Annotated in this window: 23 protein-coding genes, 1 pseudogene, 1 riboswitch and 1 other annotated feature; of the genes and pseudogenes, 14 read left to right on the forward strand and 10 right to left on the reverse strand. The window is 32.5% G+C overall.

Going from position 1 to position 25,693, the window contains the following annotated elements; genetic code table 11:
* Positions 1 to 168 precede the first annotated feature (168 nt).
* From treP to treR, 3 genes are all read left to right on the forward strand, one after another.
* Positions 169 to 1,575, forward strand: a complete 1,407-nt coding sequence (gene treP, locus J0J69_RS10025; RefSeq protein WP_212724342.1) for a PTS system trehalose-specific EIIBC component — start codon at positions 169 to 171, stop codon at positions 1,573 to 1,575.
* Positions 1,576 to 1,689: 114 nt separating this feature from the next.
* Positions 1,690 to 3,345: an alpha,alpha-phosphotrehalase gene (treC, locus tag J0J69_RS10030; protein WP_212725976.1), complete on the forward strand. Its 1,656-nt coding sequence runs from the start codon at positions 1,690 to 1,692 to the stop codon at positions 3,343 to 3,345.
* 152 nt (positions 3,346 to 3,497) lie between these two features.
* Entirely contained in the window at positions 3,498 to 4,253 is a 756-nt protein-coding gene (gene treR / locus J0J69_RS10035; RefSeq protein ID WP_212725977.1) for a trehalose operon repressor, read from the forward strand.
* Between the two features lie 1,206 nt (positions 4,254 to 5,459).
* Here the strand turns inward: treR and J0J69_RS10040 are convergent.
* Genes J0J69_RS10040 through J0J69_RS10050 form a run of 3 tightly spaced genes read right to left on the reverse strand, consistent with a single transcriptional unit; the run spans position 5,460 to position 8,084 of the window.
* Positions 5,460 to 6,569: a hypothetical protein gene (locus J0J69_RS10040; RefSeq protein ID WP_212725978.1), complete on the reverse strand. Its 1,110-nt coding sequence runs from the start codon at positions 6,567 to 6,569 to the stop codon at positions 5,460 to 5,462.
* A gap of 13 nt (positions 6,570 to 6,582) precedes the next feature.
* Positions 6,583 to 7,389 (reverse strand): hypothetical protein, encoded by an 807-nt coding sequence (locus J0J69_RS10045; protein WP_212725979.1) that lies wholly within the window; start codon positions 7,387 to 7,389, stop codon positions 6,583 to 6,585.
* A gap of 2 nt (positions 7,390 to 7,391) precedes the next feature.
* Positions 7,392 to 8,084, reverse strand: a complete 693-nt coding sequence (locus J0J69_RS10050; RefSeq protein ID WP_055245238.1) for an ABC transporter ATP-binding protein — start codon at positions 8,082 to 8,084, stop codon at positions 7,392 to 7,394.
* A 436-nt stretch (positions 8,085 to 8,520) separates the two neighbouring features.
* On the opposite strand from J0J69_RS10050, the gene J0J69_RS10055 reads away from it, so the two are divergent.
* The 4 genes from J0J69_RS10055 to J0J69_RS10070 all read left to right on the forward strand — a co-directional run bounded on the left by J0J69_RS10055 (position 8,521) and on the right by J0J69_RS10070 (position 11,887).
* On the forward strand, positions 8,521 to 8,775 hold the full coding sequence (locus J0J69_RS10055) for a hypothetical protein (protein WP_055277502.1): 255 nt from the start codon (positions 8,521 to 8,523) through the stop codon (positions 8,773 to 8,775).
* A gap of 96 nt (positions 8,776 to 8,871) precedes the next feature.
* Entirely contained in the window at positions 8,872 to 9,360 is a 489-nt protein-coding gene (locus tag J0J69_RS10060) for a YbhB/YbcL family Raf kinase inhibitor-like protein (protein ID WP_212725980.1), read from the forward strand.
* Between the two features lie 883 nt (positions 9,361 to 10,243).
* Positions 10,244 to 10,894, forward strand: a complete 651-nt coding sequence (locus tag J0J69_RS10065; RefSeq protein ID WP_237252655.1) for a deoxynucleoside kinase — start codon at positions 10,244 to 10,246, stop codon at positions 10,892 to 10,894.
* A gap of 18 nt (positions 10,895 to 10,912) precedes the next feature.
* Positions 10,913 to 11,887: a NupC/NupG family nucleoside CNT transporter gene (locus J0J69_RS10070; RefSeq protein WP_212725981.1), complete on the forward strand. Its 975-nt coding sequence runs from the start codon at positions 10,913 to 10,915 to the stop codon at positions 11,885 to 11,887.
* Between the two features lie 45 nt (positions 11,888 to 11,932).
* Here J0J69_RS10070 and J0J69_RS10075 read toward each other — a convergent pair whose 3' ends face one another.
* Entirely contained in the window at positions 11,933 to 13,165 is a 1,233-nt protein-coding gene (locus J0J69_RS10075) for a cation:proton antiporter domain-containing protein (protein ID WP_256637863.1), read from the reverse strand.
* A 39-nt stretch (positions 13,166 to 13,204) separates the two neighbouring features.
* A riboswitch (Fluoride riboswitch) is annotated at positions 13,205 to 13,263 on the reverse strand.
* 546 nt (positions 13,264 to 13,809) lie between these two features.
* On the opposite strand from J0J69_RS10075, the gene J0J69_RS10080 reads away from it, so the two are divergent.
* The gene (locus J0J69_RS10080; protein WP_055245189.1) at positions 13,810 to 14,394 is read left to right on the forward strand and encodes a helix-turn-helix domain-containing protein; all 585 of its coding nucleotides are present in this window, start codon (positions 13,810 to 13,812) and stop codon (positions 14,392 to 14,394) included.
* Positions 14,395 to 14,681: 287 nt separating this feature from the next.
* Here the strand turns inward: J0J69_RS10080 and J0J69_RS10085 are convergent, their stop codons facing one another.
* A complete protein-coding gene (locus J0J69_RS10085; RefSeq protein WP_055277512.1) occupies positions 14,682 to 15,320 on the reverse strand; it encodes a nitroreductase family protein in 639 nt (212 codons plus the stop codon).
* A 13-nt stretch (positions 15,321 to 15,333) separates the two neighbouring features.
* On the reverse strand, positions 15,334 to 16,164 hold the full coding sequence (locus tag J0J69_RS10090; protein WP_055245244.1) for an AraC family transcriptional regulator: 831 nt from the start codon (positions 16,162 to 16,164) through the stop codon (positions 15,334 to 15,336).
* A 327-nt stretch (positions 16,165 to 16,491) separates the two neighbouring features.
* Here J0J69_RS10090 and aac(6') point away from each other — a divergent pair, with 327 nt between their 5' ends.
* Both aac(6') and thiD read left to right on the forward strand, forming a co-directional pair.
* A complete protein-coding gene (gene aac(6') / locus J0J69_RS10095; RefSeq protein WP_055245245.1) occupies positions 16,492 to 16,944 on the forward strand; it encodes an aminoglycoside 6'-N-acetyltransferase in 453 nt (150 codons plus the stop codon).
* A 21-nt stretch (positions 16,945 to 16,965) separates the two neighbouring features.
* A pseudogene (thiD, locus tag J0J69_RS10100) lies at positions 16,966 to 17,385 on the forward strand (bifunctional hydroxymethylpyrimidine kinase/phosphomethylpyrimidine kinase).
* 454 nt (positions 17,386 to 17,839) lie between these two features.
* Here the strand turns inward: thiD and J0J69_RS10105 are convergent.
* The 3 genes from J0J69_RS10105 to J0J69_RS10115 form a co-directional block, all read right to left on the reverse strand.
* The gene (locus tag J0J69_RS10105; RefSeq protein ID WP_212724351.1) at positions 17,840 to 18,223 is read right to left on the reverse strand and encodes a hypothetical protein; all 384 of its coding nucleotides are present in this window, start codon (positions 18,221 to 18,223) and stop codon (positions 17,840 to 17,842) included.
* 135 nt (positions 18,224 to 18,358) lie between these two features.
* The gene (locus J0J69_RS10110; protein WP_055305299.1) at positions 18,359 to 19,192 is read right to left on the reverse strand and encodes a YjjW family glycine radical enzyme activase; all 834 of its coding nucleotides are present in this window, start codon (positions 19,190 to 19,192) and stop codon (positions 18,359 to 18,361) included.
* Positions 19,192 to 20,673, reverse strand: a complete 1,482-nt coding sequence (locus tag J0J69_RS10115; RefSeq protein WP_212724352.1) for a YjjI family glycine radical enzyme — start codon at positions 20,671 to 20,673, stop codon at positions 19,192 to 19,194. The genes J0J69_RS10110 and J0J69_RS10115 overlap by 1 nt, the downstream gene beginning before the upstream one ends.
* Positions 20,674 to 20,994: 321 nt before the next feature.
* Positions 20,995 to 21,253 (forward strand) — a binding site (T-box leader).
* A gap of 255 nt (positions 21,254 to 21,508) precedes the next feature.
* Between J0J69_RS10115 and brnQ the strand changes: the two genes are divergently transcribed.
* Together brnQ and J0J69_RS10125 are read left to right on the forward strand one after the other, a co-directional pair.
* Positions 21,509 to 22,858, forward strand: coding sequence for a branched-chain amino acid transport system II carrier protein (brnQ, locus tag J0J69_RS10120; protein WP_212725982.1), 1,350 nt, complete (start codon positions 21,509 to 21,511; stop codon positions 22,856 to 22,858).
* Positions 22,859 to 22,996: 138 nt separating this feature from the next.
* A complete protein-coding gene (locus J0J69_RS10125; RefSeq protein WP_055277268.1) occupies positions 22,997 to 23,569 on the forward strand; it encodes a GNAT family N-acetyltransferase in 573 nt (190 codons plus the stop codon).
* Here J0J69_RS10125 and J0J69_RS10130 read toward each other — a convergent pair.
* Entirely contained in the window at positions 23,566 to 24,006 is a 441-nt protein-coding gene (locus J0J69_RS10130) for a staygreen family protein (protein ID WP_212724354.1), read from the reverse strand. The genes J0J69_RS10125 and J0J69_RS10130 overlap by 4 nt on opposite strands.
* A gap of 102 nt (positions 24,007 to 24,108) precedes the next feature.
* Between J0J69_RS10130 and J0J69_RS10135 the strand changes: the two genes are divergently transcribed.
* Together J0J69_RS10135 and J0J69_RS10140 are read left to right on the forward strand one after the other, a co-directional pair.
* Complete coding sequence (locus J0J69_RS10135) at positions 24,109 to 24,417, forward strand: cupin domain-containing protein (protein ID WP_212724355.1); 309 nt, start codon at positions 24,109 to 24,111, stop codon at positions 24,415 to 24,417.
* Positions 24,418 to 24,426: 9 nt separating this feature from the next.
* Positions 24,427 to 25,635: a TolB family protein gene (locus J0J69_RS10140; RefSeq protein WP_212724356.1), complete on the forward strand. Its 1,209-nt coding sequence runs from the start codon at positions 24,427 to 24,429 to the stop codon at positions 25,633 to 25,635.
* Positions 25,636 to 25,693 lie beyond the last annotated feature (58 nt).

Here is a 25,693-nt window from a genome sequence, read left to right on the forward strand (position 1 = left end):
GCAAAAACGATTGTTGACAAAAGGTATACGTATAAGATAAAATGAAAGCGCGATAAAGTAGTAAACAAATACGTATATATAGCAGAAAATACCCTTAATAAAACGTATTCATATACGTATATGTTGCAAAAGGTTTTGGAAATTGATTAAATACTTAGGAGGTCTACTATGGGGAAATATCAAGTAGAAGCACAACAATTATTAGAATTTGTTGGCGGTAAAGATAATATTTCAATGGTAACACACTGTGTAACACGTATGCGATTTGTTTTAGTTGATCCATCACGTGCAGATGTTGAAAAAATTGAAGCATTAAAATTAGTTAAAGGAACATTTACACAAGCAGGTCAATTCCAAGTTATTATTGGAAATGAAGTTTCTACATTCTATAATGAGTTTACAAGTATTGCTGGTATTGAAGAGGCAAGTAAAGAAGATGTAAAAGAAGCTGCTAAATCAAATATGAGTTGGATTCAACGTTTAATGGCAAACTTAGCTGAAATCTTCTCACCATTAATTCCAGCGATTATTATCGGAGGTTTAATTTTAGGATTCCGTAATGTCATTGGTGATATCAAAATGTTTGAAGATGGAACGAAGAGCTTAATCGAAGTTTCACAATTCTGGGCAGGAACACATAGTTTCTTATGGTTAATTGGCGAAGCAATCTTCCACTTCTTACCTGTAGGTATTACATGGGCAGTAACAAGAAAAATGGGTGGAACTCAAATTCTAGGGATTGTACTAGGGATTACATTAGTTTCTCCACAGTTATTAAATGCTTATGCAGTAGGTGGAGATGCAGTTGCTCCATTTTGGGATTTTGGATTTGCAAAAGTTGATATGATTGGATATCAGGCTCAAGTAATTCCAGCAATGTTAGCCGGATTTACATTAGTTTACTTAGAGAGATTCTTCAAAAAGATTACTCCAAATGCAATTTCAATGATTATTGTTCCATTCTTTGCTTTAGTGCCAACTGTTTTATTAGCACATACAGTTTTAGGTCCAGTTGGATGGGCAATTGGTTCTTGGATTTCTAATGTTGTTTATGCAGGATTAACATCAACATTCTCTTGGTTATTTGCTGGAGTATTTGGATTTGCTTATGCACCATTAGTAATTACAGGATTACACCATATGACAAATGCAATCGATTTACAATTAGTAGCTGAATTTGGTGGAACAATGTTATGGCCAATGATCGCTTTATCAAATATTGCACAAGGTTCAGCAGTATTAGGGATGATTTATGTTAACCGTAAAAATGAGGAAGAAAAACAAGTTTCTATCCCAGCTTGTATCTCAGCTTATTTAGGTGTAACTGAACCAGCAATCTTCGGTATCAATATGAAGTATGGATTCCCATTCTTAGCTGGTATGATTGGTTCTGCAGTAGCAGCAGTTATTTCAGTCGGAACAGGAGTTATGGCTAACTCAGTAGGAATTGGTGGATTACCAGGAATCTTATCAATTCAACCACAACATATGTTAATGTTCGCAGTTGCGATGCTTGCAGCAGTTGTTATCCCATTCATTTTAACAATTGTATTTGCTAAAAAGAAATTAAAATAATTTAAAAATAAATAGTACATGGATATTATAGTAATACCTAATTTCATTCTCCTCTTGAGGGAAAAAGGGGAGTCTGTATTATCCATTTCGTGCAATAAAGAAGGAGTTTATAGTATGAAAGATTTTAAGAATAGTGTTGTTTATCAAATTTATCCAAAGTCTTTTAATGATTCGAATAATGATGGATTAGGTGATTTACGTGGAGTCGTAGAAAAATTAGATTACTTAGAAGGATTAGGCGTTGATTATATTTGGTTAACACCATTCTTTGTTTCTCCACAAAATGATAATGGATATGATATTGCAGATTACTATAATATTGATCCTGCTTATGGAACAATGGAAGATTTTGAAGCTTTAGTTGAAGGGGCAACAAAACGTAATATCAAAATCATGTTAGATATGGTGTTTAATCATACATCTACTCATCATGTTTGGTTCCAAAAAGCTTTACAAGGAGATCCAAAATATAAAAATTATTATATTTTCAGAAAAGGTGAAAATGGGAATCCGCCAACAAACTGGGTTTCTAAATTTGGTGGAAACGCATGGGAATATGTTGAACAGTTTGATGAATATTATTTACATTTATTTGATGTAACTCAAGCTGATTTAAACTGGGAGAACCCTGAATTACGTCAAGAAGTTTATAATGTTGTAAACTTCTGGATTGAAAAAGGAGTTAAAGGATTCCGATTAGATGTTATTAACTTAATTTCCAAACCAGATCTTCTTGAAAATGATTATATTGGTGATGGGCGTCGCTTCTATACAGATGGACCACGTATTCACCAATATTTAAAAGAATTAAATGAAAATACATTCGGTAAGCATGAGGATATTATTACTGTAGGAGAAATGTCTTCAACAACAATTGAAAACTGTTTAAAATACTCAAATCCAGATGAAAAAGAATTAAGCATGGTGTTTAATTTTCATCACTTAAAAGTAGATTATAAGGATGGAGATAAGTGGAAGCTAAAAGAATTTGATTTTGCTGAATTAAAAGACTTACTTAACACCTGGCAAACAAGTATGATGGAGGGGAATGGATGGAATGCAGTCTTCTGGTGTAACCACGATCAACCACGTATTGTTTCACGTTTAGGAGATGATAAAAACTATCATAAACAATCAGCAAAAATGTTAGCAACAGCTATTCATTGTTTACGTGGAACACCGTATATTTACCAAGGTGAAGAGATTGGAATGACAAATCCTTACTTTAATGATATTAATAAATATCGTGATGTTGAAAGCTTAAATTATTATAATATCTTAAGAGAGCAAGGACATACAGAAGAAGAAACATACGATATTATCATGGCTCGTTCTCGTGATAACTCACGTACACCAATGCAATGGAATAGCAATGTCAATGCAGGGTTTAGTGAAGGAACACCATGGATAGGAGTCATTGATAATTATGAAACAATTAACGTTGAACGTAACTTATCTGATGAGAATTCAATCTATAACCACTATAAAAAATTAATCCAATTAAGAAAACAGTACAATGTCATTGCAGATGGAATATATGAGCCAATGTTAGTTGATCATGAAGCTGTTTATGCATATCGCCGTTTATTAGATAATGAAGTTTTAATTGTTTTAAATAATTTCTATGGAAAAGATACAACAGTAACATTAAATATCGAAGATTTTGATGATTATACTTGTTTACTTTCTAATTATGAATCACAAAATTTAACTAATCAAATGACGCTTCGTCCATATGAATCAATTATTTTCTATAAAAAAACTAAATAATAGTTATACTAAAGCATCAAATCTTTTCAAAATAGAAAAATAAAAAGTTTGAAGGTGTATAACAATAAAGGGGACTTCATCATAATGGTGCGGTCCTTTTTGTATATTGAGATATAATAGGGCACATGATAGAATAAATAAGGTGATTAATAATGAAAAGTAAATACGTTAAAATATATGATGATATTTTAAATAAAATAGAGAATAATATTTATAAGGTTGGAGATTGTTTACCATCAGAAGCTGATTTAATGAAAGAATACGAGGTGTCACGTGATACGATTCGTAAATCGTTAAATATGCTTGTAACAAATGGATACATTACAAAGGCACGTGGAAAATTAGCAACTGTAAGTGATATTCATAAACTAAATTTCCCAATTGCAAAAATTACAAGTTTCTCTGAACTTTCGCAACAAGAGCATATGGAAAGTCAAACTATTCTTGAAGAATTTCAAGTCGTTAAAAATAATAAATATATTATGGATAAGCTTAATTTAACAGAGGAACAAGAAGTTTGGAATATTTTAAGAACACGTCGAATTGATGGGGAACGTGTAATCCTAGATCAGGACTATATCAGACGTGATATCGTTGATGGCTTAACAGAAGAAATTTGTACAGATTCTATCTATAAATACATCGAGCAGGAATTAAATATTCAAATTGGCTATGCTAAGAAAGAAATTACAGTACAAAAAGTATCGGAGCTTGATCGCAAATACTTAGATATTAAAGATGATGAAATGATTGTTGTTGTTAAAAGTTATACTTACTTGTCAGATGGTCGTTTATTTCAATACACAATATCTAAGCATCGTGCTGACCGATTTAAGTTTGTTGAATTTGCAGTACGAACAAATCCTAACTTATTACCAGTTGAATTGATGTTAAATAAACAGCTGTAGTTTTATATTTTTCATCAATAAAAGTCCATGCTAATAATCAATTAGCATGGACTTTTTGAATAGGAGCGTGAAATCAGATAAAAGGAGGAACTCTAGTTAGATGTTTGGTTAACTAATAACCAGTAATAGTTTCTACCGAATCCGACAAATTATTTATAAATTCGAAAAAAATTGTTGTTTTTTAACATAATTAATGAATAGTAACCTATTGGGCTATTACTTCGATATGATTGCGTTTTCATCTTCTAATTTAGCGCAATTGCAAGTAATTAAACCAATAATAACAACTTGATTTTTGATGTAGTGAAATAAAATCACCCTTATGATTGTTATGATATTCTAAGAAGAAGGCATCAATTGTAGTTTCAGGGAATAAATCTTTGCTGCAGAATCATAATTACCTGATAAGAATTATGAAGAATGAAAATTTCCTCAGCAGACATGTCATCCAATAGATAAGTTTTGAAATTTTTTAGAAAGTGATTCATTAATTAATGCAACGTATTTACGACAGGGGGGTAATCTATGTTTTGTTTTTTCAATGGTCATAATATAAAATCAGACTTGTTTTTTTTATGTAATTATACACATTCAATAATTCTTTTATCTTTTAATCAATAAGCTACAGTATTTAGCAACGTATAATTAAATGATTGGTTACTGATAAGATAACTTTATTTATTTTCGGCATTAATTGACAATATGATGCAAAATGTATTATAATTTTAATAGAATCAATACACTATATGATAAGATAATCGGATATAAAGTAGCCGTTTTATTTTCTCTAATTGATTCTAACATTGTGAACATGGATCAGGTATTTATATCAATTATACAGTACAAGATTCTATTATCATTCCTAATTTTAATAGGGTATGTTATGCACAATAGGTAGGGAATAAGAGCTCCCAACTCATATTATTTCTTACTTAGTATAAATAATCTGAAAGACTACCCAATTTTAGATTATTTTTGAACGAAACTCCCATAAGTACTAAAATATCATTACATATATAATGGTATTTTAAAGTAAAAGATACCCAAAACGTCTTTAATAAATAAGATATGAGAACCCGGGAAAAGAAGCCATCTAGACACCTTTTGTGTTGTGATGGCTTCTTTTTCATATGTTATAACATAAAAACACGACATAGAAGTCGTGTTTTTATTATGATTATGTTAAAGGGTGGGGAAGGAGATTGATTAGTCTTGATTTACAGTTTTTAATTGATAATTATTAACTAACCCTTGATCAGGACGAATCATGATTTTTCCTTCATAAATAATTTTATCGGTTGAAGGATCTAGCACTGATAAGTACTGTGTACTTGAATTAGTATTGTATGATTCATACATTGTATAAACTAAATCATTATTTTCAGTGAGACTCTGTGGATATATTGATTCAAATTCATTTGTTGATGATTCAATAAAGCTTGGTGTTTGAGTTGGAGTTAAATTGATTTCCTGATTGTCATCATTAAAAGATGCTTTCATAATAACTGAATCAATTAGGAAAAATAGTTCATTATTCACTGTAGTAATATTTTCAATATAGACGTATTCATCAACTCCGTTCATTTTATAAGTTTTTGTTTCGTTAGTCTCGAGTGTTGTTATCATTAAATGATTTGATTCATTAGGATTTCTATAAATCACGCCATTGTGAACATATATTGACGACCATTCAGAAAGTTCTTCTTCATACTTTAGGCTTAATTTTAATGTGGTTGGATCAATTTCATAAGTGAGAATACGGTCATTTTTATTCCCACGTTGATCATAAACCTTCGCAATGTAGTAGTATTTTCCGTTATTCTCAGTTAGAAATTCAGTCATGATATTTTCACCGTATAGCAGCTGATCTAGTGAAACTTCTTGGATATTAATTTGTCCTGTGTCCTTGTTTTTTGAACGAATTCGAAGAACAGGCTCAGTATTCGTATAGAGGTAAGAGTAATTAAAGTTGGCCGTTATCAAATAATTATCATTTTCTAATGTTTCCGGCCATGTTAAGTGACGGTATAATTCTCGATTTTCTAATACATCTTCTCCGACTCCATGAAACGTATCATATTTAGTTGGTGTCAATGAAGCATTCTCTCCTGTAATAATGACTTTAGAAAACTGATTAGGTCCTGTTTTTGTAATATTTTCTAATTGAATTCCATTTAATGCTGTAACATTCCCACTTAATGTTTCTAAACGGAAATCTGTATTATATGGTGTCGCTTCAGTTTGTACCATCAATCCTAGAGCACCTAATGATAATAAACTAGCTGTACTTAATCCAATAATATGATATAACTTCATATTTTCACCTCACCTAAATTGAAACTTTTTTATTTAAAAGCCATGCGCAAATTAAAATACTAACGGTACTCATTCCAAAGACAAATCCATAATCAACAAAAAATCGCTCATCGATATATAAATACAATGTTTTTGTATAAATAAACAAGGCGATATTAGCGATGCCAAAAATAGCCCCAGCAATTAATCCAAAGATTTTTTTTGAACGATCGCATAAGACAAAAACTGAAATGAGACTAAACATTAAGATAATAAACGCTATCTTATAGATAAAATCACTGATAGAGAGTGGTAATATCATCCCAATAAAATAAGATTTTTGTAACATCGTTGTCATTAATTGATTAGCTACCGTTCCATCAAGCAGTAAAGCATTCATCAACAAAGCGCCAATACCTAAGTTAATCAAGATTACCCCATAAAAACAAAAAACAGACAGTAGGATAATGACTAACTTAGATAAGAAAATTGAGAAACGTTGTCCTTTTAAAGAAAGAAGCATATAAATACGTTTAGATGCTCCAAACCATTCTTTATACCATAAGTAGAAGGCAACACAAACTAAAAGGATAGCAGCAAAAATATAGGATAAGGGCAAGAAAGCTGTACTATCAAAAATTTGAACTAAGCTTAGCTTTCCATTAGATTGTACATATTCTGAAACTGAGCTACTCATGATTTCAGGTAGCATCTCATTTTTGTAATTACCAATCGAGCGATAGAACATTCCAGTTGATAAAGCTGTTAGTCCGATAAATAAAGTGCCCAACCAAGGTAGGATTTTTTTAATTTCAATTTCGATTAATGTTAGAAATTTCATTATTACACCTCACAATATAAAGTTCTCATTTTTTCAACGATAGTTAACCCTTCAGCTTGTGCATCAGCCTTAGAGAAATTAGCAAAGACTTGACCTTCTTCTAATAAAACAACATAGTCTGCTATATCTTGAACTTCATCGATTTCATGAGTAGTAATTACGACGGTTTGACCTTCATCTAAAAATTCAGACTTTAACATACTAATGAATGATTGACGTGTAAAAACGTCGATTCCACTAAATGGCTCATCTAATAAAATATAAGGTGCTTTTTGACACATTCCTACAATAATATTAAAACGGGCTAAATTTCCTTTAGATAATTCCTTTAGTTTTTTATCTGTTGGGACTTTAAACAATTGAATCATACGTTCAGCTTTTTCGGTATCAAATCCTGGATAAAAGACTTTAGCAAACTCTAAGTTTTGTGGAACTGTCCATCCTAGATCATGAATTGGAATATCAGGCACGTATGCTATTTTATTAATATTTTTTTGAGTAATTTTCTCTCCATCAACTAAAATTTCACCTTTATTAATTGGAATTAATCTCATAATTGATTTCATTGTTGTACTTTTTCCAACCCCATTTAAACCAAGTAAACAAGTAATATATCCCTTTTTAAACTCTATTGAAACGTCATCAAGTACAACTTTTCTTCCATAACGCTTCGTTACATTTTTCAGCTCTAGCATGAAGATCCTCCTTTTTAATTCTCACAATTAAATCCTAAACTCAGTATAAAGTGTAAATATTAAGAAATACGTAACAAAATTATGAAGAAAATCTTAAGAATTTCTTAATGGGGGGAATAGGAGAAAATATACGTTAAAGAAAGAGAATACCTTAAATAAAATCTTTGAGTGATTCTGTTGAGGTAAATATTATAATTATAAACTTAAGTACCTGTAGTAGAGAGTTTTTTCATTCCTTTAAACAAAAAGCTAAGTCAGTAAAAAACTGACTTAGCTTTTTTCATGAAATCTATTTGCTTAGCATATTGCTTAATTTGTATTTTACTATGTGTTATAGTTATGAATTAGGTAATACCAAGTTTTAATTTCAGGTGAAGAAGAAATGATAACTTGTTTTATAAAGAAATATTTTTGACAATAGCAGAGGTGTTGTTTAATGTTTAATGATGTTTTATTTGTTGTGAATAATGATGAGTTACACATTCATGACTATTTTACTCGTGAATTTATTGAACGTGTAAAATTAGGGGAAAAACTTCAAGTCGAGTGTTATGATGAGATGGTTTTTCTTTCAGGTCAATTAAAAAAAGATCCAATTACAAATAAACTTTATTTATGTGACCGTAATGGCTTTATTTGTGACATTGAATTTGGTCAAGTTTATGAAAAAGTTTGGATTCTTAAAGATTAATTAAGTCACTCTTCCTGAGTGACTTTTTTTACGATGAAGTATTAATTTAATTCAGCGTTAGGTATAATAAAGACAGTGTTGAAAGGAGATGATTTAATGAAGTTAAGTAGTCAAGGTATTGTTAATGGTGTCATTCATGATCGTTACGGGAAACGTGGACCAATGAATGAGTATGAGATGCCGACTGTTTCGTTACCTTTAAAAATTGAAGATGCACCGGCTAATACCGTTTCGTATGCATTAGTTTTAGAAGATAAGGATGCCTTTCCAGTCTGTGGTTTCTCATGGATTCATTGGACAGCTGCCAATATTACAAAAACACAACTTCAAGAAAATGAAAGCCAAAGTGCGACTGATTTTATTCAAGGTGTTAATAGCTGGATAAGTGACGGTACCCCAGTAGAAGCCTGTAGTTATTACGGTGGAATGGCGCCACCAGATGCACCTCATGTTTATGAAATTCATGTCTATGCGTTAGACACAATGCTTGATTTAAAACAAGGATTCAACTATAACGAGTTGTATCATCAAATGGATGGGCATATTTTAGATCAAGGCACTTTAAAAGGTATTTATAAGAATTAACGTAAAAGCTCCTAAAAGATAATCTCTAGGAGCTTTTTATAATCTTAATAGAAAAAATAAAATTATTTAACAATTAGTCAAATGTATCCAAGGGGTGTTTATTATCTATTTAGGAGAGAATTTATGAATACAACTTTTTTAAATACTGGAATACAACAAGAAGCAGACGTCATACAAGAGAGGCTATGTATTATTTAATTAAGTTTTTAGGCAACTGGGTTATTCATTATGGACTCTTTTCTTTATCTTTATTTTTTGTCCGTGTAAGAAGTATCCTAGGATAGAAGATATTAAAGTTATCATTGTAATAATAAAAAAGCTTTTCCAAGAAAGAGCTAAAATATGTTCGAGTGAATTAAAGATAAGAATAATCGACAGATTCAATAATAAGAGAAAAATATTAGTAATGCTACCGATAATACTAATAAATCTAAGAGTTTTTAATAGTTGATACATAATCATGTTCTCCCTTTCCATTAATAGTTATTGAATAACATGAATTTTAACAAATCATCTATCTATAAAATTGTCGATGAAACACAGCTTTATTTAATTTTTTTGCTTGTGGATAAATAAAATTTTATTTTAAATTGGTCGTTTAAAAAAGAGTAAATTTTAATTTTTTCTTGACAAAATAGGAGATTGAAAAACGCGGTTTGTAATCGTTTTCTTTGCGAAAGGGAAGATGATTTTTTTGTCAAAAAATAACTTGTGGATAAAAAATTATGGTGAAATTTGGACAGAATATTATGTGTGATTTTGTTGTTTTTTTGTGCTATGATTTAAACCGTGCTATTTTTTGAGGGGCGTTATCTAAGAGTTGCTATCTCAAAAAAACTATTGTATTTTTAAGTAAGTTTATGAAAGGTAAGGGTGAAGAATGTTGATTACAATTGGAGCTATGATTGGAGCTGGGAAAACAAGTTTAGCAGAACTTGTTGCAGAGCATTTTAATTCAGAAGTATTTTATGAGAGTGTGGATGATAATCCAATTTTACCGTTATTTTATACAGCATCAGAAGAGGAAATCCAAGCGAAACGTTATCCGTTTTTATTACAATTATGGTTTTTAAATACCCGTTTTAAAAGTATTAAAGAAGCTTTAGTTCATGATAATAATGTACTAGATCGTAGTATTTATGAAGATTGGTATTTTGCTAAAGTTAATAAAGAACTAGGTCGTATTTCAGAATTAGAATTTAGTTTATATGAATCCCTTTTAGACAACATGATGGAGGAATTAAAAGGATTACCCAAAAAAGCGCCAGACTTAATGATTTATTTATCAGGAAGCTTTGAAACAATTATTGAACGTATCAAAAAACGTGGACGTGAATATGAATTAGATGAAGGATTAGTATCTTATTACTATGAGTTATGGAAAGGATACGACAACTGGATTGAGCAACATTACGATGCTAGCGAAGTACTTGTCATCAATATTGATGAAATTGATTATGTTAATAATGAAGAAGATAAGAAAAAAGTTTTATCAATGATTGAAGAAAAATTAAACGAGATTCGCAACCGTTAATAGAAAGTAGCGTGCAGCATGAATAGCATCTTTAGTTTAATTGCAGTTATTGGAGGAATTGCTGAAGGATATGTGTTTGCTATTAATGTTTTATCGCTTATCGTTTTTACGTCAGCATTAATTTCAGTATTATACTTTTTAAAAATCATCCCATTTTTAGTGAAATATGTTGGGAAGTTTATTGCACGTTTAATGAAGACTACAGAAGTTGAAACTTTTTGTGCAGTAGCTAATAGTTTTTTAGGTGGAACAGAGGCGCCATTAGTCATTAAACCTTATTTACCGAAGTTAACAAAATCAGAACTATTTGCTGTCATGGTCGGTGGTTTTGGTTCCGCCTCAGCGAGTATTTTAGGTGGATATAGTATGATGGGAATTGATATCAAATATTTATTAATCGCAGTCTTTACTGTTCCATTTAGTACCTTAATGATTTCAAAAATGATGTTGCCTGAAACAGAAACGTCAAAAACAGCAAATACTGAAATTGTTGGTTCTGAAGCTGAAACATTGTTTGATGCTATTTCAGAAGGAACGAGTAATGGACTTGGATTAGCTCTTAATGTTGGTGCAAGTTTAATTGCCTTTGTTGGACTTATTGCCATCGTGAATGCCTTTTTAGGATTATTTGGGGTAAGTCTATCAACATTATTCGGTTACGTCTTTTTACCAGTTGCTTACTTATTTCATATTCCACCAGACGAGGCATTTACTTTTGCTTCATTAATTGGAACGAAGCTAAGTATAAATGAATTTGTTGCTTATGGAGAAATGGTTGATGTTATAAACGTGTTATCCCCTCGAACGATTGCAATCTTATCGGTCGTATTGTGTAACTTCGCGAACTTCTCAGTTATTGGAATTCAAGTCGGTGCATTTGCGTCACTAACACCTGAACGTAAAGGTGAGGTTGCAACACTAGGAATTAAAGCATTAATTTGTGGAACAATTTCAACTTTATTAACAGGCGCTATTTTAGGAATCTTTTTATAAAATAAATAAGAAAAAGGGTTAACGATGATAAATCGTTAACCCTTTTTAATTTTCTGTTTGAAGTAAACGGTCACTTGTTAATTTAATTCCAATAGCACCAATTGGGGCAGTAATTAACACACTTAAAATAGCGATAGCCTGCATAATTTCTCCACCAGCAACTCCCATTTGCATTGGAATGGCAGCTTTGGCGGATTGAACCGTTGCTTTAGGGAGGTAAGCAATGACACAAAAGATACGTTCTTTAAATGATAAGTTAGTCCCGATTAATGAGATTAACACACCAATTGAGCGTACACTTAATGAGATAGCTAGAATTCCACATCCAATCAAGAAAAACTCTCCAACTAATGTTGGATTAATTGCCATTCCTACAAAGGCAAATAAATAAAGTTTACCAGTTTTCCAAATACGATTCATTTGATTAAGAATCATTTGGGAACTATCCACAACATAGTTACGAATAAAGAACCCATAAAGCATGACAGTTAATAATGAGTTAAAGATTTCAAGATGAAAATATTTTTCTATGGCTCGCATCAATAAACATAATCCAAACGCGACGATGACTTTCCCAATCGATGAAGAAATCTTTTCAATGATTGGTTTTGAAAGCTTATATACGATAAATCCAGCTGCTACACTGATGATGATGGTTAATGGAATCATTAACAGTTGCATCGGAACAGAAATAGCTTCACCACTTGTTGTTTGCATATAAATACCTAAAAAAGTAGTGAACAAAGTAATAGCAATGGTATCGTCTGCACTTGCGCCAACGAGAAGCATTTGAGGAATAGCTTTATCCTGGCCAACTTTACGATTAATTAAATCAATCATTGATGGAATTAAAACAGCTGGACTTACAGCTGCAATAATAAATCCTAAAATAGCTCCCTGAATAAAACTAAATTTAAGAAATAACATAGCCATTAATGCGATTGTAAACCCTTCGAGTGTTGCTGGAATAGCACTTAATAAGATGGCAGGGCGACCGATTTGTTTCATTTGGGCTACACTAATCCCTAACCCTCCAATAAATAGCACGGTTACTAGGGCAATATCTTTTAGTGTTGGTGCAATAGTTAGTGTGGCATCTGGTACTAAGTTTAGGAATGATGGACCAATTAACATCCCAATAAGCATCATTCCAATTAAAGAGGGTAACTTAATATATTCAATAAGTTTCCCACTATAATGAGCCAATATTCCGATAATCAATAAGCTAATTAATACAATGATAAGTGTCATATCTTTACCTCCTAACTGATAACTCACAAAAAAGACTCCTACTCTTTAATCCACAATAAAAAGAATTAAAGAGTAGGAGTCATTAGCTTTCGCGGTTAATGGCGAACTCCATCGCCTATTCAATACTCTTATTATATGATGTGACTATTAAAATGTAAATAAAAAATAAAAAGAGGATAGAATTAAAATTAATCAATTATTAGTCTGATCACTTTATTAGAGCTTTGAATGGTTGTATGATATATGATAAGTTTTCAAGGAAATCAAATACTGTATTGGGGGAGATTATATTTTGAATCAATTGATCAAAATTTATACCGGGATTAGAGTTCTCCAAGCTATTTTTTAACCAAGACTTTAATCCACCGCTAACTGTATTAGAAGCAGAAGGTGTATTAGTATATTGATTTAGAAATTGCGCTTTGTCATTTTCATTTAACAGTGCTTGGGAAAGGATGAATAGGTGACTTTAAAATATTTAATCCTAACCTAGACGCCAAAAGTAATTAGGTTATTTCATTGATTCCGACTAAAAAATAGTTTTACAGTTGGGCTAGTTTCTTTGATTATCCTTAACTCTACGAAGCGTTTATTGAATAAGACATAAAAGTTGTTAAAATGATATAGGGTGTGCTTTAGTTTTTGATAAGAATTGAAAGGAGGCTAGAATGATGGATTATCAAAAAATTGGTGTGTTGATTTATGAATTACGAAAAGAAAAAAATATGACCCAAAAGCAAGTGGCCCAATTAATGAATATAAGTGATAAAACGATTAGTAAATGGGAACGAGGACTAGGCTGTCCAGACGTCTCATTATTACCTGAACTTGCAACTATTTTTGGAGTCAGTGTCGATCATCTATTAGCTGGAGAGTTGAAAATTAATGAACAAATAGGAGGAAATATGAGAAACTTAAAATTTTATGAATGTCCACAGTGTGGAAATTTAATGACAGCAACAGCAGAAGCAAGTTTATCTTGCTGTGGAAAAACATTACAATCATTAGTACCAAAAAAAGTAGAAGCTGGACATGAACTAAACATTGAAGAAATCGATGGAGAATTATACGTTACATCCAATCATGAAATGACAAAAGAGCACTACATTACCTTCACCGCTTTTGTTACAGGAGACACTATCTTAATGAGTAAACAATACCCTGAGTGGCATATGCAATTTAGATTCCAAAAACGTAAACATGGGAAGCTTTATTTCTATTGTAAAAAACACGGTTTATTTTATCAGGTTATTTAGCTATATAACTCCAGATAAGTTTTTAATATAGCGAAAGCTTTAAAGCCCTAGTAATTGAGGATACATTTTTTTCGAAAATGGTAGGTGACCCATTCCCTATCAGCGGAAGAAAGCTATGAGTTTGTAAACCCACTACATAGCATAGGTGACCATGCTCAATTTGAAATGTATTTTGAACAGAGGAGAGATTTATAAGCTGCTATCTTTGTATTAGAACAATAAAATGAAATGCTAGCATTTTTAAATAATACTAACAAAAAAAGATGACATCAAGTCATCTTTTTTTATTAGTCAATGAAGGTTACTACTTCTTCAAGTGGTTTACGTTTAGGTGCAGGGGGCGTATTTTCCTCAGGAACGCCTAAAGCAATTAAAGACATAAGATGATAACCAGGCTTGTTAAAATTAATTAATGTTTCAATTCTATTTTTAGCGTGTGTTGGGCCCGTCATGTAACAAGCTCCATATCCCATTTCTGTAGCAGCTAATAAGAAGTTTTCAACAGCCGCTCCAATTCCTTGAGCTGCTGATTGAGGTGCCATGATTTCAGCTAAGCGTTGTTCACTGGCTCCATTTGCTTTTAAAATATCATACTCAATCATGTCATAGTCATTAGCGTACACGATAATAACAACAGGTGCATGTTGAAATAGAGTATAGTATTTTAATAATTTCATATAGTGTGTTTTTTCTGTTTCAGAACGAGCTATTTCAGCAATAGCAATATGACTTTCAGAGACGATTTCAGTGAGTTTTTTGATAATGTCACGATTTTGTAACACAACGAAGTGCCAATTCTGTTGATTCTTTGGTGATGGAGCATGAGTAGCTGCATCTAATAAAGTTAAGATATCTTCTTTTGGAATGGATTGATTTTTAAATTTACGAATACTTTTACGCTTATAAATAAAATCTAAGTTTGCCATAACGACTCCTTTGTTAAGATGTAAAGTTCGCACTACGGTATTCTCGTGGGCAAGTTCCTACAACTTTTTTGAAGATTTTTGAGAATACAAGTGCATCTGTATATCCAACAGAGTGCGAAACTTCTTGAATACTTAATGTTGATTGTTTTAATAGACGACAAGCTTTATTAATTCGATATTGAATGAGATAATTCTTTGGAGAATTATCCATTTTCTCATTGAATAATTTAGTTAAGTACTTTCGGTTGATTCCAACATGATTTGAGATTTCCTCAACTGTAATTTGACGTGAATAATTTGTTTCAATATATTCAATAGCTTGACGAATATAGTCAGCTTGGCGACTGATTGTTTGAATTCTAGGGATTTGTGGTTCAGTATGATCACAGAGTGTTCCAATTAAAGCATAGAATCCGCTAATAGCTTGTAAATCTGCACTCTTTGGATGGTTAACTGATTCGAGAATGTACTCAAAACAAGCTTCAACTTTCTTACCATTCTCACAATTTGAAATAGGAGATGAGACAGATAATCCAATACGTGCTAAGTAATCATCCACGGCTTGACCATTAAATCCAATAAAATGATAGGACCATGGATTCAATAAATCTGGTCTGTAACTAACAATAACTTGTGGTGGAATTAGAAAGCAAGTTCCTTCTACGATTGTATAATCCTGTCCATCGATCGTTAAAAAGCCTGACCCCTCTGTTACATAATATAGGCTATAATAATCACGAATTCCAGGCCCCCATGATTGGTTCTTTTCACAATCATTGTTACCACAGTGATAAAGCATAAAATCTAATCTAGAATAATCCGCTTTTGGTTTAAAACAATACATTTTAAATATCCCCCCTCCATATCTGAAGTCATTATATCATAATTTAATGGCTTTATGTATATTGATTGAAAGCACTTTTATATATATTGTATAATATTGACTGTTATTAGTGGATGCGTTTTTATATTAATTAAGTGTGTAATCGATTACATATAGAGGAAGTAGATATTGTAATATTAGTAGTAACAAAACTGTATGAGATTTTTATTTGTATAACTTTATGGTTAAGATTGATAATTTATACAATTTTAAAGAGATAAATTGTATAAATCATATTAAAACAGACCACAACGAGAGTAGTCTTGAAAGGGTTAGGAGGGAGACTTTATGAACATTAAACAAGCAAATTTAAATGATGTATTAGATGTAGCGAGATTAGCGTTAGTTTTATGGCCCCATCACTCAATGCACGCTATGGCACTAAAAATTTCAGAAACAATACAAGAGAATAAAGGAGCCTACTTTTTAGCACTTGATAAAAATGAAACCATTGGTTTTGCTCAGGTTAATTTAAGACATGATTATGTAGAAGGGACACATAGTAGTCCAGTTGGATACTTAGAAGGAATCTTCGTTGTTGAGAATTATCGTCAACAAGGTGGTGCAAAACAATTATTAGCTGCATGTGAAAAATGGGCACGTGAACAAGGATGTGAAGAATTAGCAAGTGACTGTGAATTATCTAGTGAAGAAAGCCTAAACTTTCATCGTTGTGTTGGGTTTGAAGAAGCGAATCGTATTATCTGTTTTACAAAACCATTAAAAGGCGAATCGTATTAATTTTTATTAAATACCACGGATGTGCTCATTCATCAACTTCTCCCGTTAGCCACAATTATAACACCTAACCTTTTAGAGGCTGAGGTGTTATGCGGATTTAAAATCACTTCAAAAGCAGACATGATAAATGCAGCAAAAACTATTTCAGGCCAATTAAACGGAGGCGTTTCAGTTAAAGGTGGACACTCTGTGAGTGATGCGGATGATTTACTCTATGCTAATGAACAAGAGTATTGATTCAATAGTGAACGTGTGTTGACTGAAAATACACATGGGACAGGATGCACCTTATCATCGGCCATTGCATGCCATTTAGCAGCGGGATGTTCACTACAAGATAGTGTTAAATTTGCGAAAGATTATATTACAGGGGCATTGAAACAAGGATTAGATTTAGGCCAAGGGAATGGCCCACTTGATCATACGTATATTATTAAATAGTAAAAAAGATGAGACCAGTTTTAGTCTCATCTTTTTATGTCATCGAAGAAGTCTGTGTATAGTAGGGCGAATACAATAAATAGAATAATGCAGATTGCGGCTGTTCTTCCATTAAACCACCCCATAATACCACTTCCTTTTATAAAGATTCATGATGATAGATTCAAGTATTTATATATATCCAATATAAATGATATGCACTGAGGGATAAGGAAATGACAGGCATATAAGTCAAGAGTAGTGACAATACATTTAATTAAATTGTAACATAAAGTCAGTACATACTTAGAACGGCTATCATTATAAGTGGGGATTATGACTAGGGGACTTATAATAAGGTAACTATTTTAAATTCACACCTTTAATTTTGTTTGTCGTTAAACGAAATAAATTAATCTGAGAGTGACTGATGGATAATAAATAAACCTCTATCGATAGTTGATAGAGGTTTATTTTACTTGTTGGTAGTTGTTGATAATGAATAATTTTTAATAAACCAATATAAGTGATAAAATACTGCAATTAAGTAAATAAGTTTAGAAATATTAGTTAAGAAAAAGATATCAATCACACTACTGAATGCAATAACGCAAGCTGTTATTATTTCACGACGATAAAGAGCTTGAAATGAAGGAGCTTTTGTTAACTCTTTAATTTCTTTTTGGCGTTTAGAAAGCACAACTAATGAAATTCCTAAGAAAATCAGGAATAAAAGAAGCTGTGTTAGGATTATGATACTGGGTTGATTTAAAGAGATTCCTAAATTAGATAAATAAGATAATGAACAGAAGAACCAAATGTAAAACCAAAAGGTTAATTTTTGAATACGGATTGTCATGATAGCACCACCTTTTAAAGCATTATACTACAAATTTACTATAAAAAGATAGGTCATCATAAAAAGCCTTCACTAAGAGCTTTTAAAAAGATAAAAAAAACAGAAGTAAGCAATTAGGCTTACTTCCGTTTTAAGTTAAACAATAATTGTATTTAAAACGCCTAAGTTATGAGCGATAGATTCTAATTTTTTCATGTCATCATCCGTTGGGGTTTGCATATTTAAATGATTTTTCCGAACACCGAGATGACGATATTTAATCAGCTTATAACGAATATTATGTCCACTAATTTTTTTAGAGACTTCACGAATGGTTTCCTCATTATTAAAGAGTTCAGGCACAATAACCGTACGAACTTCATAAAGTTTTCCACAATCCACAAGGTAGTCTAAATTTTTAAGGACCATATCGTTATCAGCTTTTATATATTTTCGATGAGTTTCTTTATCCCATACTTTTATATCAAGCATAATCCCATCTGTCAAAGCCATTAGTTCAGGATGCTCCCTTAAATCCGTTGATCCATTGGTATCAATGAAGCATGTTAATCCAATTTCTTTTGCTTTGGTGAAAAGCTCAATTAAAAATGGAGCTTGTAGTGTACACTCACCGCCAGAAACAGTAATCCCTTGAATAAATGGACGATAGTTTTCAATTTCTTTCATGATGTCATCGGCTGATTGGACTTTATATTTAGGAGTACTGTTACGATGACATTTTTTCGTGCAGGCATCGCACTCAACACAAAGTGCTGGATTGAAAAGAACACGTCGTTCTTCACGATTGACAGATAGTGCTTCAACCGGGCAGAAACTGACGCAGAAACTACAGTTAATACAATGATTAATGGTTTCAGGGTTATGGCAGTAGACGCAGTCAAAATTACATCCTTGTAAAAAGATGGCGGTACGATTTCCAGGGCCGTCAACAGAACTGAAAGGAATGATTTTATTTAAATAACCGTTCATTAGCGTACTTTTCGCTCGTACACTTTTCCATTACGAACTTGTCCTTGTCCAAGCACAACGGTATCTTGAAGTGTAGCAATTCCTTGATCTAATTTTGCAATTTCGCTACGTTTAACAAGGTATCCTGTAATACGAATCACATCTGCATCTGATGAGTAAAGTGAGAAGTAACGCATTCCTTCTTTAAATGCCCCTTGAATGATATTTAAAATAAATTCAGGATTATTGGCTGCATTTAATTCGAATGGGAAGATATCCCCAACCCCTGATGGGAAGTATTTGTGGAAACGAGCCGTTTGTTTTAAATGTTTCCACAACTCTGGTTCTTCTCCAATTGGGATACGAGAACCTGGGCTTGTATTAATGTCATCACCGATTCCAACTTGAGCATGTAATAATAAGCGCTCATTTGTCACAGTACAATGTTTACTTTCAAAGTTATTGATGAAGTCTTCCATGGCATCCATGATACGCACACCTAAATCATCTGCAATCTGTGAATGACCAAATTTATCTTCTAATTTTTCCGCTTTTAATAAAGTATTCACACACTCAGCAAGTCCTACTAATCCAAACATTGAAGTAAAACGATCTTTTGAAATGAATCCTTCTTTAACTAAGAAGTTTGTTTCAAAGAATGTACTTTCTTCAACGATGTATCGAATGCGCTCATTGATATAGTTTGCCATACAAGTCATGGCATGAGGTAATTTATTGTTGAAGAAATCATCGATATCAGTTGCTGTTTCCGCTAGTTTTGAAAGGCGCATACGTACTAATGTGTGGGCCCCTCCACCAACATGAAGACCGTTATAACAACTTGCAATTCCGTAATCACCTAAATCTTCAGTGAACATCGCATGGTTAGCGAAACTTGGTTTAGCTGTTACTAAAGCAGTTTTAATCGCTTCAATAGCTAAATCGTCTGGTGTTTCTTCATTATATTTTAACGTTAAATTAGGAATGGCGTTTTCTAGTTCGCGTTCCACTTCTAAAATAATCTTAGCTGCTTTTGTCGGTTTTGGACCTAAGTTAGCATGACAGAATGAGTCTGTAATTGTGCGATCTAATTGTGTGAAGAATAAACGAATTGCCAATTTAGCCTCTTCTTCATCTGTAATGAATGGTTCTAATAAGTAATCAATGTTTCCAATATATACAGGCATTGTTGTAATCGAAGGAACATGCTTATAGAAAATTAATAAGTAGTTTGTTGCTTCCCAAATGTTTTTAGGGGGATCTAGTTGTAAGAATTGGCATCCTTCTTTCATGAATTTCTCATAGTTAGGAAGAATATAGCGTGGACGATATGGGACATTTCCCTCAAATAAATCACAAATAATTCCCGCATCACGTAACGCTTGTGTTTCTTCTGAAATATTTAAGACTTGAACACTATTTTCAGCATAACGTGCTAATGCTACGACTTTCTGTTCAAATGTTAAAGTTGTATCCTTAACAATTTGTTCAACACCAGTCATAAATCTCACCTCATAGTTAATATTCAAAACCCAGGGTGTTAACGACCGCAGGGTAAGATTACATTATAACATTTCACGCTAGATATTCACTATACGAAAAAAAATCCATATAAAGGCTAATAATTGATAGGATCTATTTGTCAATAGTAGTTATGTTAAGTAGAGGAATATCTTTTGAGTTATTTCATGTAGAAAGTATTCTTTTTATAGACACGTTTTAATCAGAGTAGGTTATTAGTAATTTAACAAATAAATGGAATAAAATGTAAATATTGTGTTGACTTCGTGTCTATGAGGTGCTAAGATAATCACAACAAGAAATCAAATTCGTTGAAGAGAAAGAGTAAGTTAGTTTAATACCCCACAGAGAGTCGACATTTGCTGAGAGTCGATGGTCACGGATTAACTGAAAATCATCTCTGAGAAGTAAGGCTGAATCAAGAGTAAGTCTTTCCGGGCGTCTTTTCCCGTTATCAAAAAAAGCCGTTAAAACCTTTAAATAGGTGAGACGTGTAGAGTGCTATAGGCTTTTTTAGCTTATAGAATTTGGGTGGTACCACGGAGAACTTTCGTCCCATGAATGTTATATTCATGGGATTTTTTTATTCTCTGAAATTATCTCATTGATTGAGGAAGGTGAAGATCTTTACTACTTACTATGCGGATGTTTTAGCAATGAGAAAAGTTTTTGATTCAAAGGTTGTTAAGTATTTGGAGGGAGTGATTCAATTGGAGTCTGATATTTTAGGTGATATTATTGAGTGAAATCTAGAAAATCAAAGTTAGAGATTAGTTTTTGGGGGAACAAAGATTAATCCACAAGGGAGGCATTTTCATGAATAAATTATCAAGAAAAGATTTATTATTAGTTAGTTTAATGTTATTCTCATTGTTTTTCGGGGCAGGAAATTTAATCTTCCCACCGTTTCTTGGACAAAGTGCAGGAACAGAGATGTGGGTTTCAATGTTAGGATTTTTTATTACAGCGGTTGGATTTCCCGTACTTGGAGTTGTTGCTGTTGCTAAGTCAAAGGGGTTATATAATCTAGCTAACCGTGTGAATCCGGTCTTTGCTTCTGTATTTACCGTCTTAATTTATTTATCAATTGGACCAGGGCTTGGAATTCCTCGTGCAGGAAGTTTACCATTTGAAATGGCAGTCGCTCCTTATTTACCAGCAGAATTTTCAGTAACTTTAGCACGTTTCTTATTTACAGCTGTTTTTTTCTGTGTGGCTTATTGGTTAGCTTTAGCGCCAACTAAATTAGTCGATCGCATGGGAAAGGTGTTAACCCCAACTCTTTTAACTTTAATTGCAGTTATCTTTGTAGGATCACTTATTAAACCACTAGGTGGTTATGGAGAACCAACAGGAGATTATGCAACGACGCCATTTGTTAAAGGATTTTTAGAGGGATATTTAACAATGGATACAATTGCAGCTTTAAACTTTGGAATTGTCATTGCTTTAGCAATCAAAACTAAAGGATTAGAAGAAGAAAAAGGAGTTGTTAGCACGACCGTTAAAGCCGGGTTAATTGCAGGGGGATTATTAGTCGCTATCTATTCGATTTTGGGACATTTAGGGGCAATGAGCGGAGCTGTTTACGGAGCTACTGAAAATGGCGCGCAAACGTTAACGCATGTTATGACTGATATCTTCGGAACTCCAGGGGCTATCCTACTAGCAGTTGTTTTCACATTAGCATGTTTAACAACATGTGTTGGTTTAATCACATCTTGTGGACAATATTTTGCTTCATTAACTCCAAAAATGAGCTACAAAGTATGGGCTACGGTGTTGGCTTTTGCAAGTTTTACTTTAGCTAATATGGGATTAAATCAAATCCTCTCAATTTCAGTTCCAATCTTAAATGCCATCTATCCAGTGGCAATCATGTTAATCGTTTTAGCGATGATGAATCGATTTATCAATGAAAGTCGTTTAGTTTATAGTGTAACAATCTTAGTCACTGGAATCATAAGTGTGGTAGATGCCTTAAATCAAGTAAATGTTCGTTTAGGAGCTTTAACAACATGGTGTGAATACCTTCCATTATATAAACAAGGATTAGGATGGGTAACGTTGGCTCTCGGAGCTATTGTTGTGACAGTTGTCATGGATAAAGTCTTCCAGTTATCAACATCAAACCAAACCACAACAGTTAAATGTGTAGAAGAGTAAAATGAAAAGAGGTATCGTTAGCGATACCTCTTTTATATATGGAAAGAAAAACATGATTCATGATGCAAGTGAGTATAATGAAAGTATATGTAGTATCTAGAGATTCTAATGTTTTTTATATAGATAGGGGAGAGCTAAATGGAAATTAGGGATTATCAAATAGAAGATGAAACCAGTTGGGTACGTTGTCGCGTGTTATCTTTTTTAGATACGGCTTATTATGACATTGTGGCAAGAGAGAAGGAAAGATATCAACATCCGTCTATTGAATTGGTCGCAGTAGAAAACGGAGTTGTTATAGGATTGCTTGATATTGAGTGTGAAGAAGAACCAAATGCTATTTGCACAGCACATGAGACGTTAGGGGCTATGATTTGGCATTTAGCTGTACATCCAGATTATCGCCGTAAAGGAATTGGCACTTCTTTGTTGAATGAGGCACAAAAAAGATTAAAGGAAAAACAGATTACTTATCTTGAAGCATGGACCCGTGATGACAAATGGGTGCAACGTTGGTACCTAAAGCAACAATTTATGAAATTAAGTACATATTTACACGTCTATGTAAATGGAAATAATGGGATTCGATCACAAGTTTCAGGACTGATTCCAGTCCAGTCATTCTGCCAATATACAGGGACGGATTGGGACATGATCAAAAAAAGATACAAACGAGTTCACGAGTGTACTGGGTTCGTTAAAATGCTTTAATAGTCTTTAAAAGAACCAAAGCATTCGGTTCGATTTAATTTTGAATCCTGTGATTGAAAGAAGACATAGATAGGGGCATTTTCAAATTGTGGATAAAGATGAAACAAATGAGGATCTCCATGTTTAATAGCACTCAATGCTAAAGGGAGTTCTTTCATAAAAATTTCATTTCGTTTAGTTGACGATTTGGTGCCATCAATTCCATCTACACGAATGTAAACATAAAAATAATATTGACCTGAGCTATTCGTCATCCACTCTGCCGCCACCTCATCTCGCATTGTTGTGAACTTCTCGTAAGCAAAATCAGGTCCAATGACTAAAAATAATTCACCTGTCTGATCGGAATGTGTTAACGTATATCGTCTTGGTTGAATTTGATTTAGATTAGACAAGCGATAGTTAATCCACAATTTATTTGGGTTAAAAGTACTCATATCATCTCCTCCTTAGTCTATTGTATGATGGTTGCCTAATTTTGGTCATTCATAACACGATGGTCATGAAGCATACTAAGGTTGATGAAATGGAGGTCTATTATGAGTGAACAAAATCAATTTTATAAGTTGAAAAGTTTAAATGAAGATCAACGAGTCATCGCAAGTGATTCTAAAATCCGTACCGTTTATTTTAATTTTGATGTTGGGCGAGGATTACCGAAACATAGTCATAATGGATATGCGACCATTTATGTGATTAAAGGCGAAATAGGAATGAGTTTTAGTGATGGTCAAAGCTATGAGTTATTAACTGGAGATTTTTTATCCTTTGATGCTAGGGTAGAACATGATGTCCTTGCTACATTAGAAAGTGAAATATTAGTGACCATTTCAGAGTCATTAGATTAAGTTGCTATCATGAAAAAAGTTATTTTATTATTCATTTTATTTATGCTACCATCCACTTCCGTCTTCGCTGCTTCTTCAGTTGTGGCGATTAAAGAGAACGAAATTGTGGCGATTCATTTGGAGCAAAATAATAAAGTAATAACTTTGAATAAAGGTGAGGATTTTTTCAATCCTAAAATCTTTGATAATAAACAGTTTGTTGCTTACCAAGATTTAAAATCAAACGTCTATCTATCAAAGTTAAATGATCCATTTGATACAATATTTCAAATGTCTGATGTTAAGTCGTACACTTTATATGGTAATAACCTTATCTTCTCTAAATCAGAAGGTGGCATATTTTTATACGATATGAGTAAAAACAAAGTCATCTCTTTAATTGAGAAGTCAAAGTATTATTATGATGAATTAACGATTAATTCTCAAGGACTTTTATTTGCGAAGAAATATCTAATTCGAGAATACTCACCTTTAGGAATCATTCAATATGATTTAAATAAGAAAACGGAGTCTTTAATTATTGATTATATTCCCATTACAAAAGACGACATTGGAATGGACCCTTCTATTGCTAAATTATCGACAAATGGTGAGCTGTTATATATCTGGTGTGAACCTAATTCAGCTTCGCAACGAATGGATGGTGTTCCATTATGTGTTTATGATGTGAAGATAAAAGAGTTTAAAACGTTTAATCAAATTAAGATGTTGGTGTATCCCGATAATTTAGCCATTCATCCAACTAACGATGATCTCATTGCAGTTATTAATGGAACATGGCGTATGATGAATGAGAATAAGCAGTTACAATTATTTAATCCGATGAATGAGCAAATCGAGAATATAACAAAACCAGGTATCGTAGCCATGAGTCCATCCTTTTCACAGGACGGAACGAGGCTCTATTATTCAGCTGGTATAGAAGTGAAAGATCAATATACTACCTTTGTACCAGGAAGCAATCAAATTTACGTGTATGATTTAAACACGAAAAAGACCGAGAAGCTAACCAATGATCTAACTGGTTTTGATTTCTATCCACAAGAAATTGAAAATGAAGAATTACTATTTTTAAGATTTGATAAAGATCACCAGTTAAGTTTAGTGAGAAGAGAAAATAAGGGTGAGGAAAGTATTATCCTAACTAACTTATTAACGACTAATTTTGAAGTCTATGGCCACCTAGATAGCTATCAAATTTTGAGTGTTAAATACTAAATTGATGGAATAAAAAAAGACTTTTCACACATTAAAATAGCTAGAAAAGTCTTTTTTA

The sequence above is a fragment of the Turicibacter bilis genome (assembly GCF_024499055.1).
GTDB lineage: Bacteria > Bacillota_I > Bacilli_A > MOL361 > Turicibacteraceae > Turicibacter > Turicibacter bilis.

Bases quoted from the DNA above. Each gene is read 5' to 3' on its own strand.
- J0J69_RS10125 (WP_055277268.1), top strand. From the start codon at position 22,997: ATGGAAATTAGGGATTATCAAATAGAAGATGAAACCAGTTGGGTACGT.
- treC (WP_212725976.1), top strand. From the start codon at position 1,690: ATGAAAGATTTTAAGAATAGTGTTGTTTATCAAATTTATCCAAAGTCT.
- J0J69_RS10135 (WP_212724355.1), top strand. From the start codon at position 24,109: ATGAGTGAACAAAATCAATTTTATAAGTTGAAAAGTTTAAATGAAGAT.
- J0J69_RS10080 (WP_055245189.1), top strand. From the start codon at position 13,810: ATGGATTATCAAAAAATTGGTGTGTTGATTTATGAATTACGAAAAGAA.
- J0J69_RS10055 (WP_055277502.1), top strand. From the start codon at position 8,521: ATGTTTAATGATGTTTTATTTGTTGTGAATAATGATGAGTTACACATT.
- J0J69_RS10110 (WP_055305299.1), bottom strand. From the start codon at position 19,192: ATGAACGGTTATTTAAATAAAATCATTCCTTTCAGTTCTGTTGACGGC.
- J0J69_RS10140 (WP_212724356.1), top strand. From the start codon at position 24,427: ATGAAAAAAGTTATTTTATTATTCATTTTATTTATGCTACCATCCACT.
- J0J69_RS10105 (WP_212724351.1), bottom strand. From the start codon at position 18,223: ATGACAATCCGTATTCAAAAATTAACCTTTTGGTTTTACATTTGGTTC.
- J0J69_RS10050 (WP_055245238.1), bottom strand. From the start codon at position 8,084: ATGCTAGAGCTGAAAAATGTAACGAAGCGTTATGGAAGAAAAGTTGTA.
- J0J69_RS10045 (WP_212725979.1), bottom strand. From the start codon at position 7,389: ATGAAATTTCTAACATTAATCGAAATTGAAATTAAAAAAATCCTACCT.
- J0J69_RS10130 (WP_212724354.1), bottom strand. From the start codon at position 24,006: ATGAGTACTTTTAACCCAAATAAATTGTGGATTAACTATCGCTTGTCT.
- treP (WP_212724342.1), top strand. From the start codon at position 169: ATGGGGAAATATCAAGTAGAAGCACAACAATTATTAGAATTTGTTGGC.
- J0J69_RS10060 (WP_212725980.1), top strand. From the start codon at position 8,872: ATGAAGTTAAGTAGTCAAGGTATTGTTAATGGTGTCATTCATGATCGT.
- J0J69_RS10040 (WP_212725978.1), bottom strand. From the start codon at position 6,569: ATGAAGTTATATCATATTATTGGATTAAGTACAGCTAGTTTATTATCA.
- treR (WP_212725977.1), top strand. From the start codon at position 3,498: ATGAAAAGTAAATACGTTAAAATATATGATGATATTTTAAATAAAATA.
- brnQ (WP_212725982.1), top strand. From the start codon at position 21,509: ATGAATAAATTATCAAGAAAAGATTTATTATTAGTTAGTTTAATGTTA.
- J0J69_RS10070 (WP_212725981.1), top strand. From the start codon at position 10,913: ATGAATAGCATCTTTAGTTTAATTGCAGTTATTGGAGGAATTGCTGAA.
- J0J69_RS10115 (WP_212724352.1), bottom strand. From the start codon at position 20,673: ATGACTGGTGTTGAACAAATTGTTAAGGATACAACTTTAACATTTGAA.
- J0J69_RS10085 (WP_055277512.1), bottom strand. From the start codon at position 15,320: ATGGCAAACTTAGATTTTATTTATAAGCGTAAAAGTATTCGTAAATTT.
- J0J69_RS10090 (WP_055245244.1), bottom strand. From the start codon at position 16,164: ATGTATTGTTTTAAACCAAAAGCGGATTATTCTAGATTAGATTTTATG.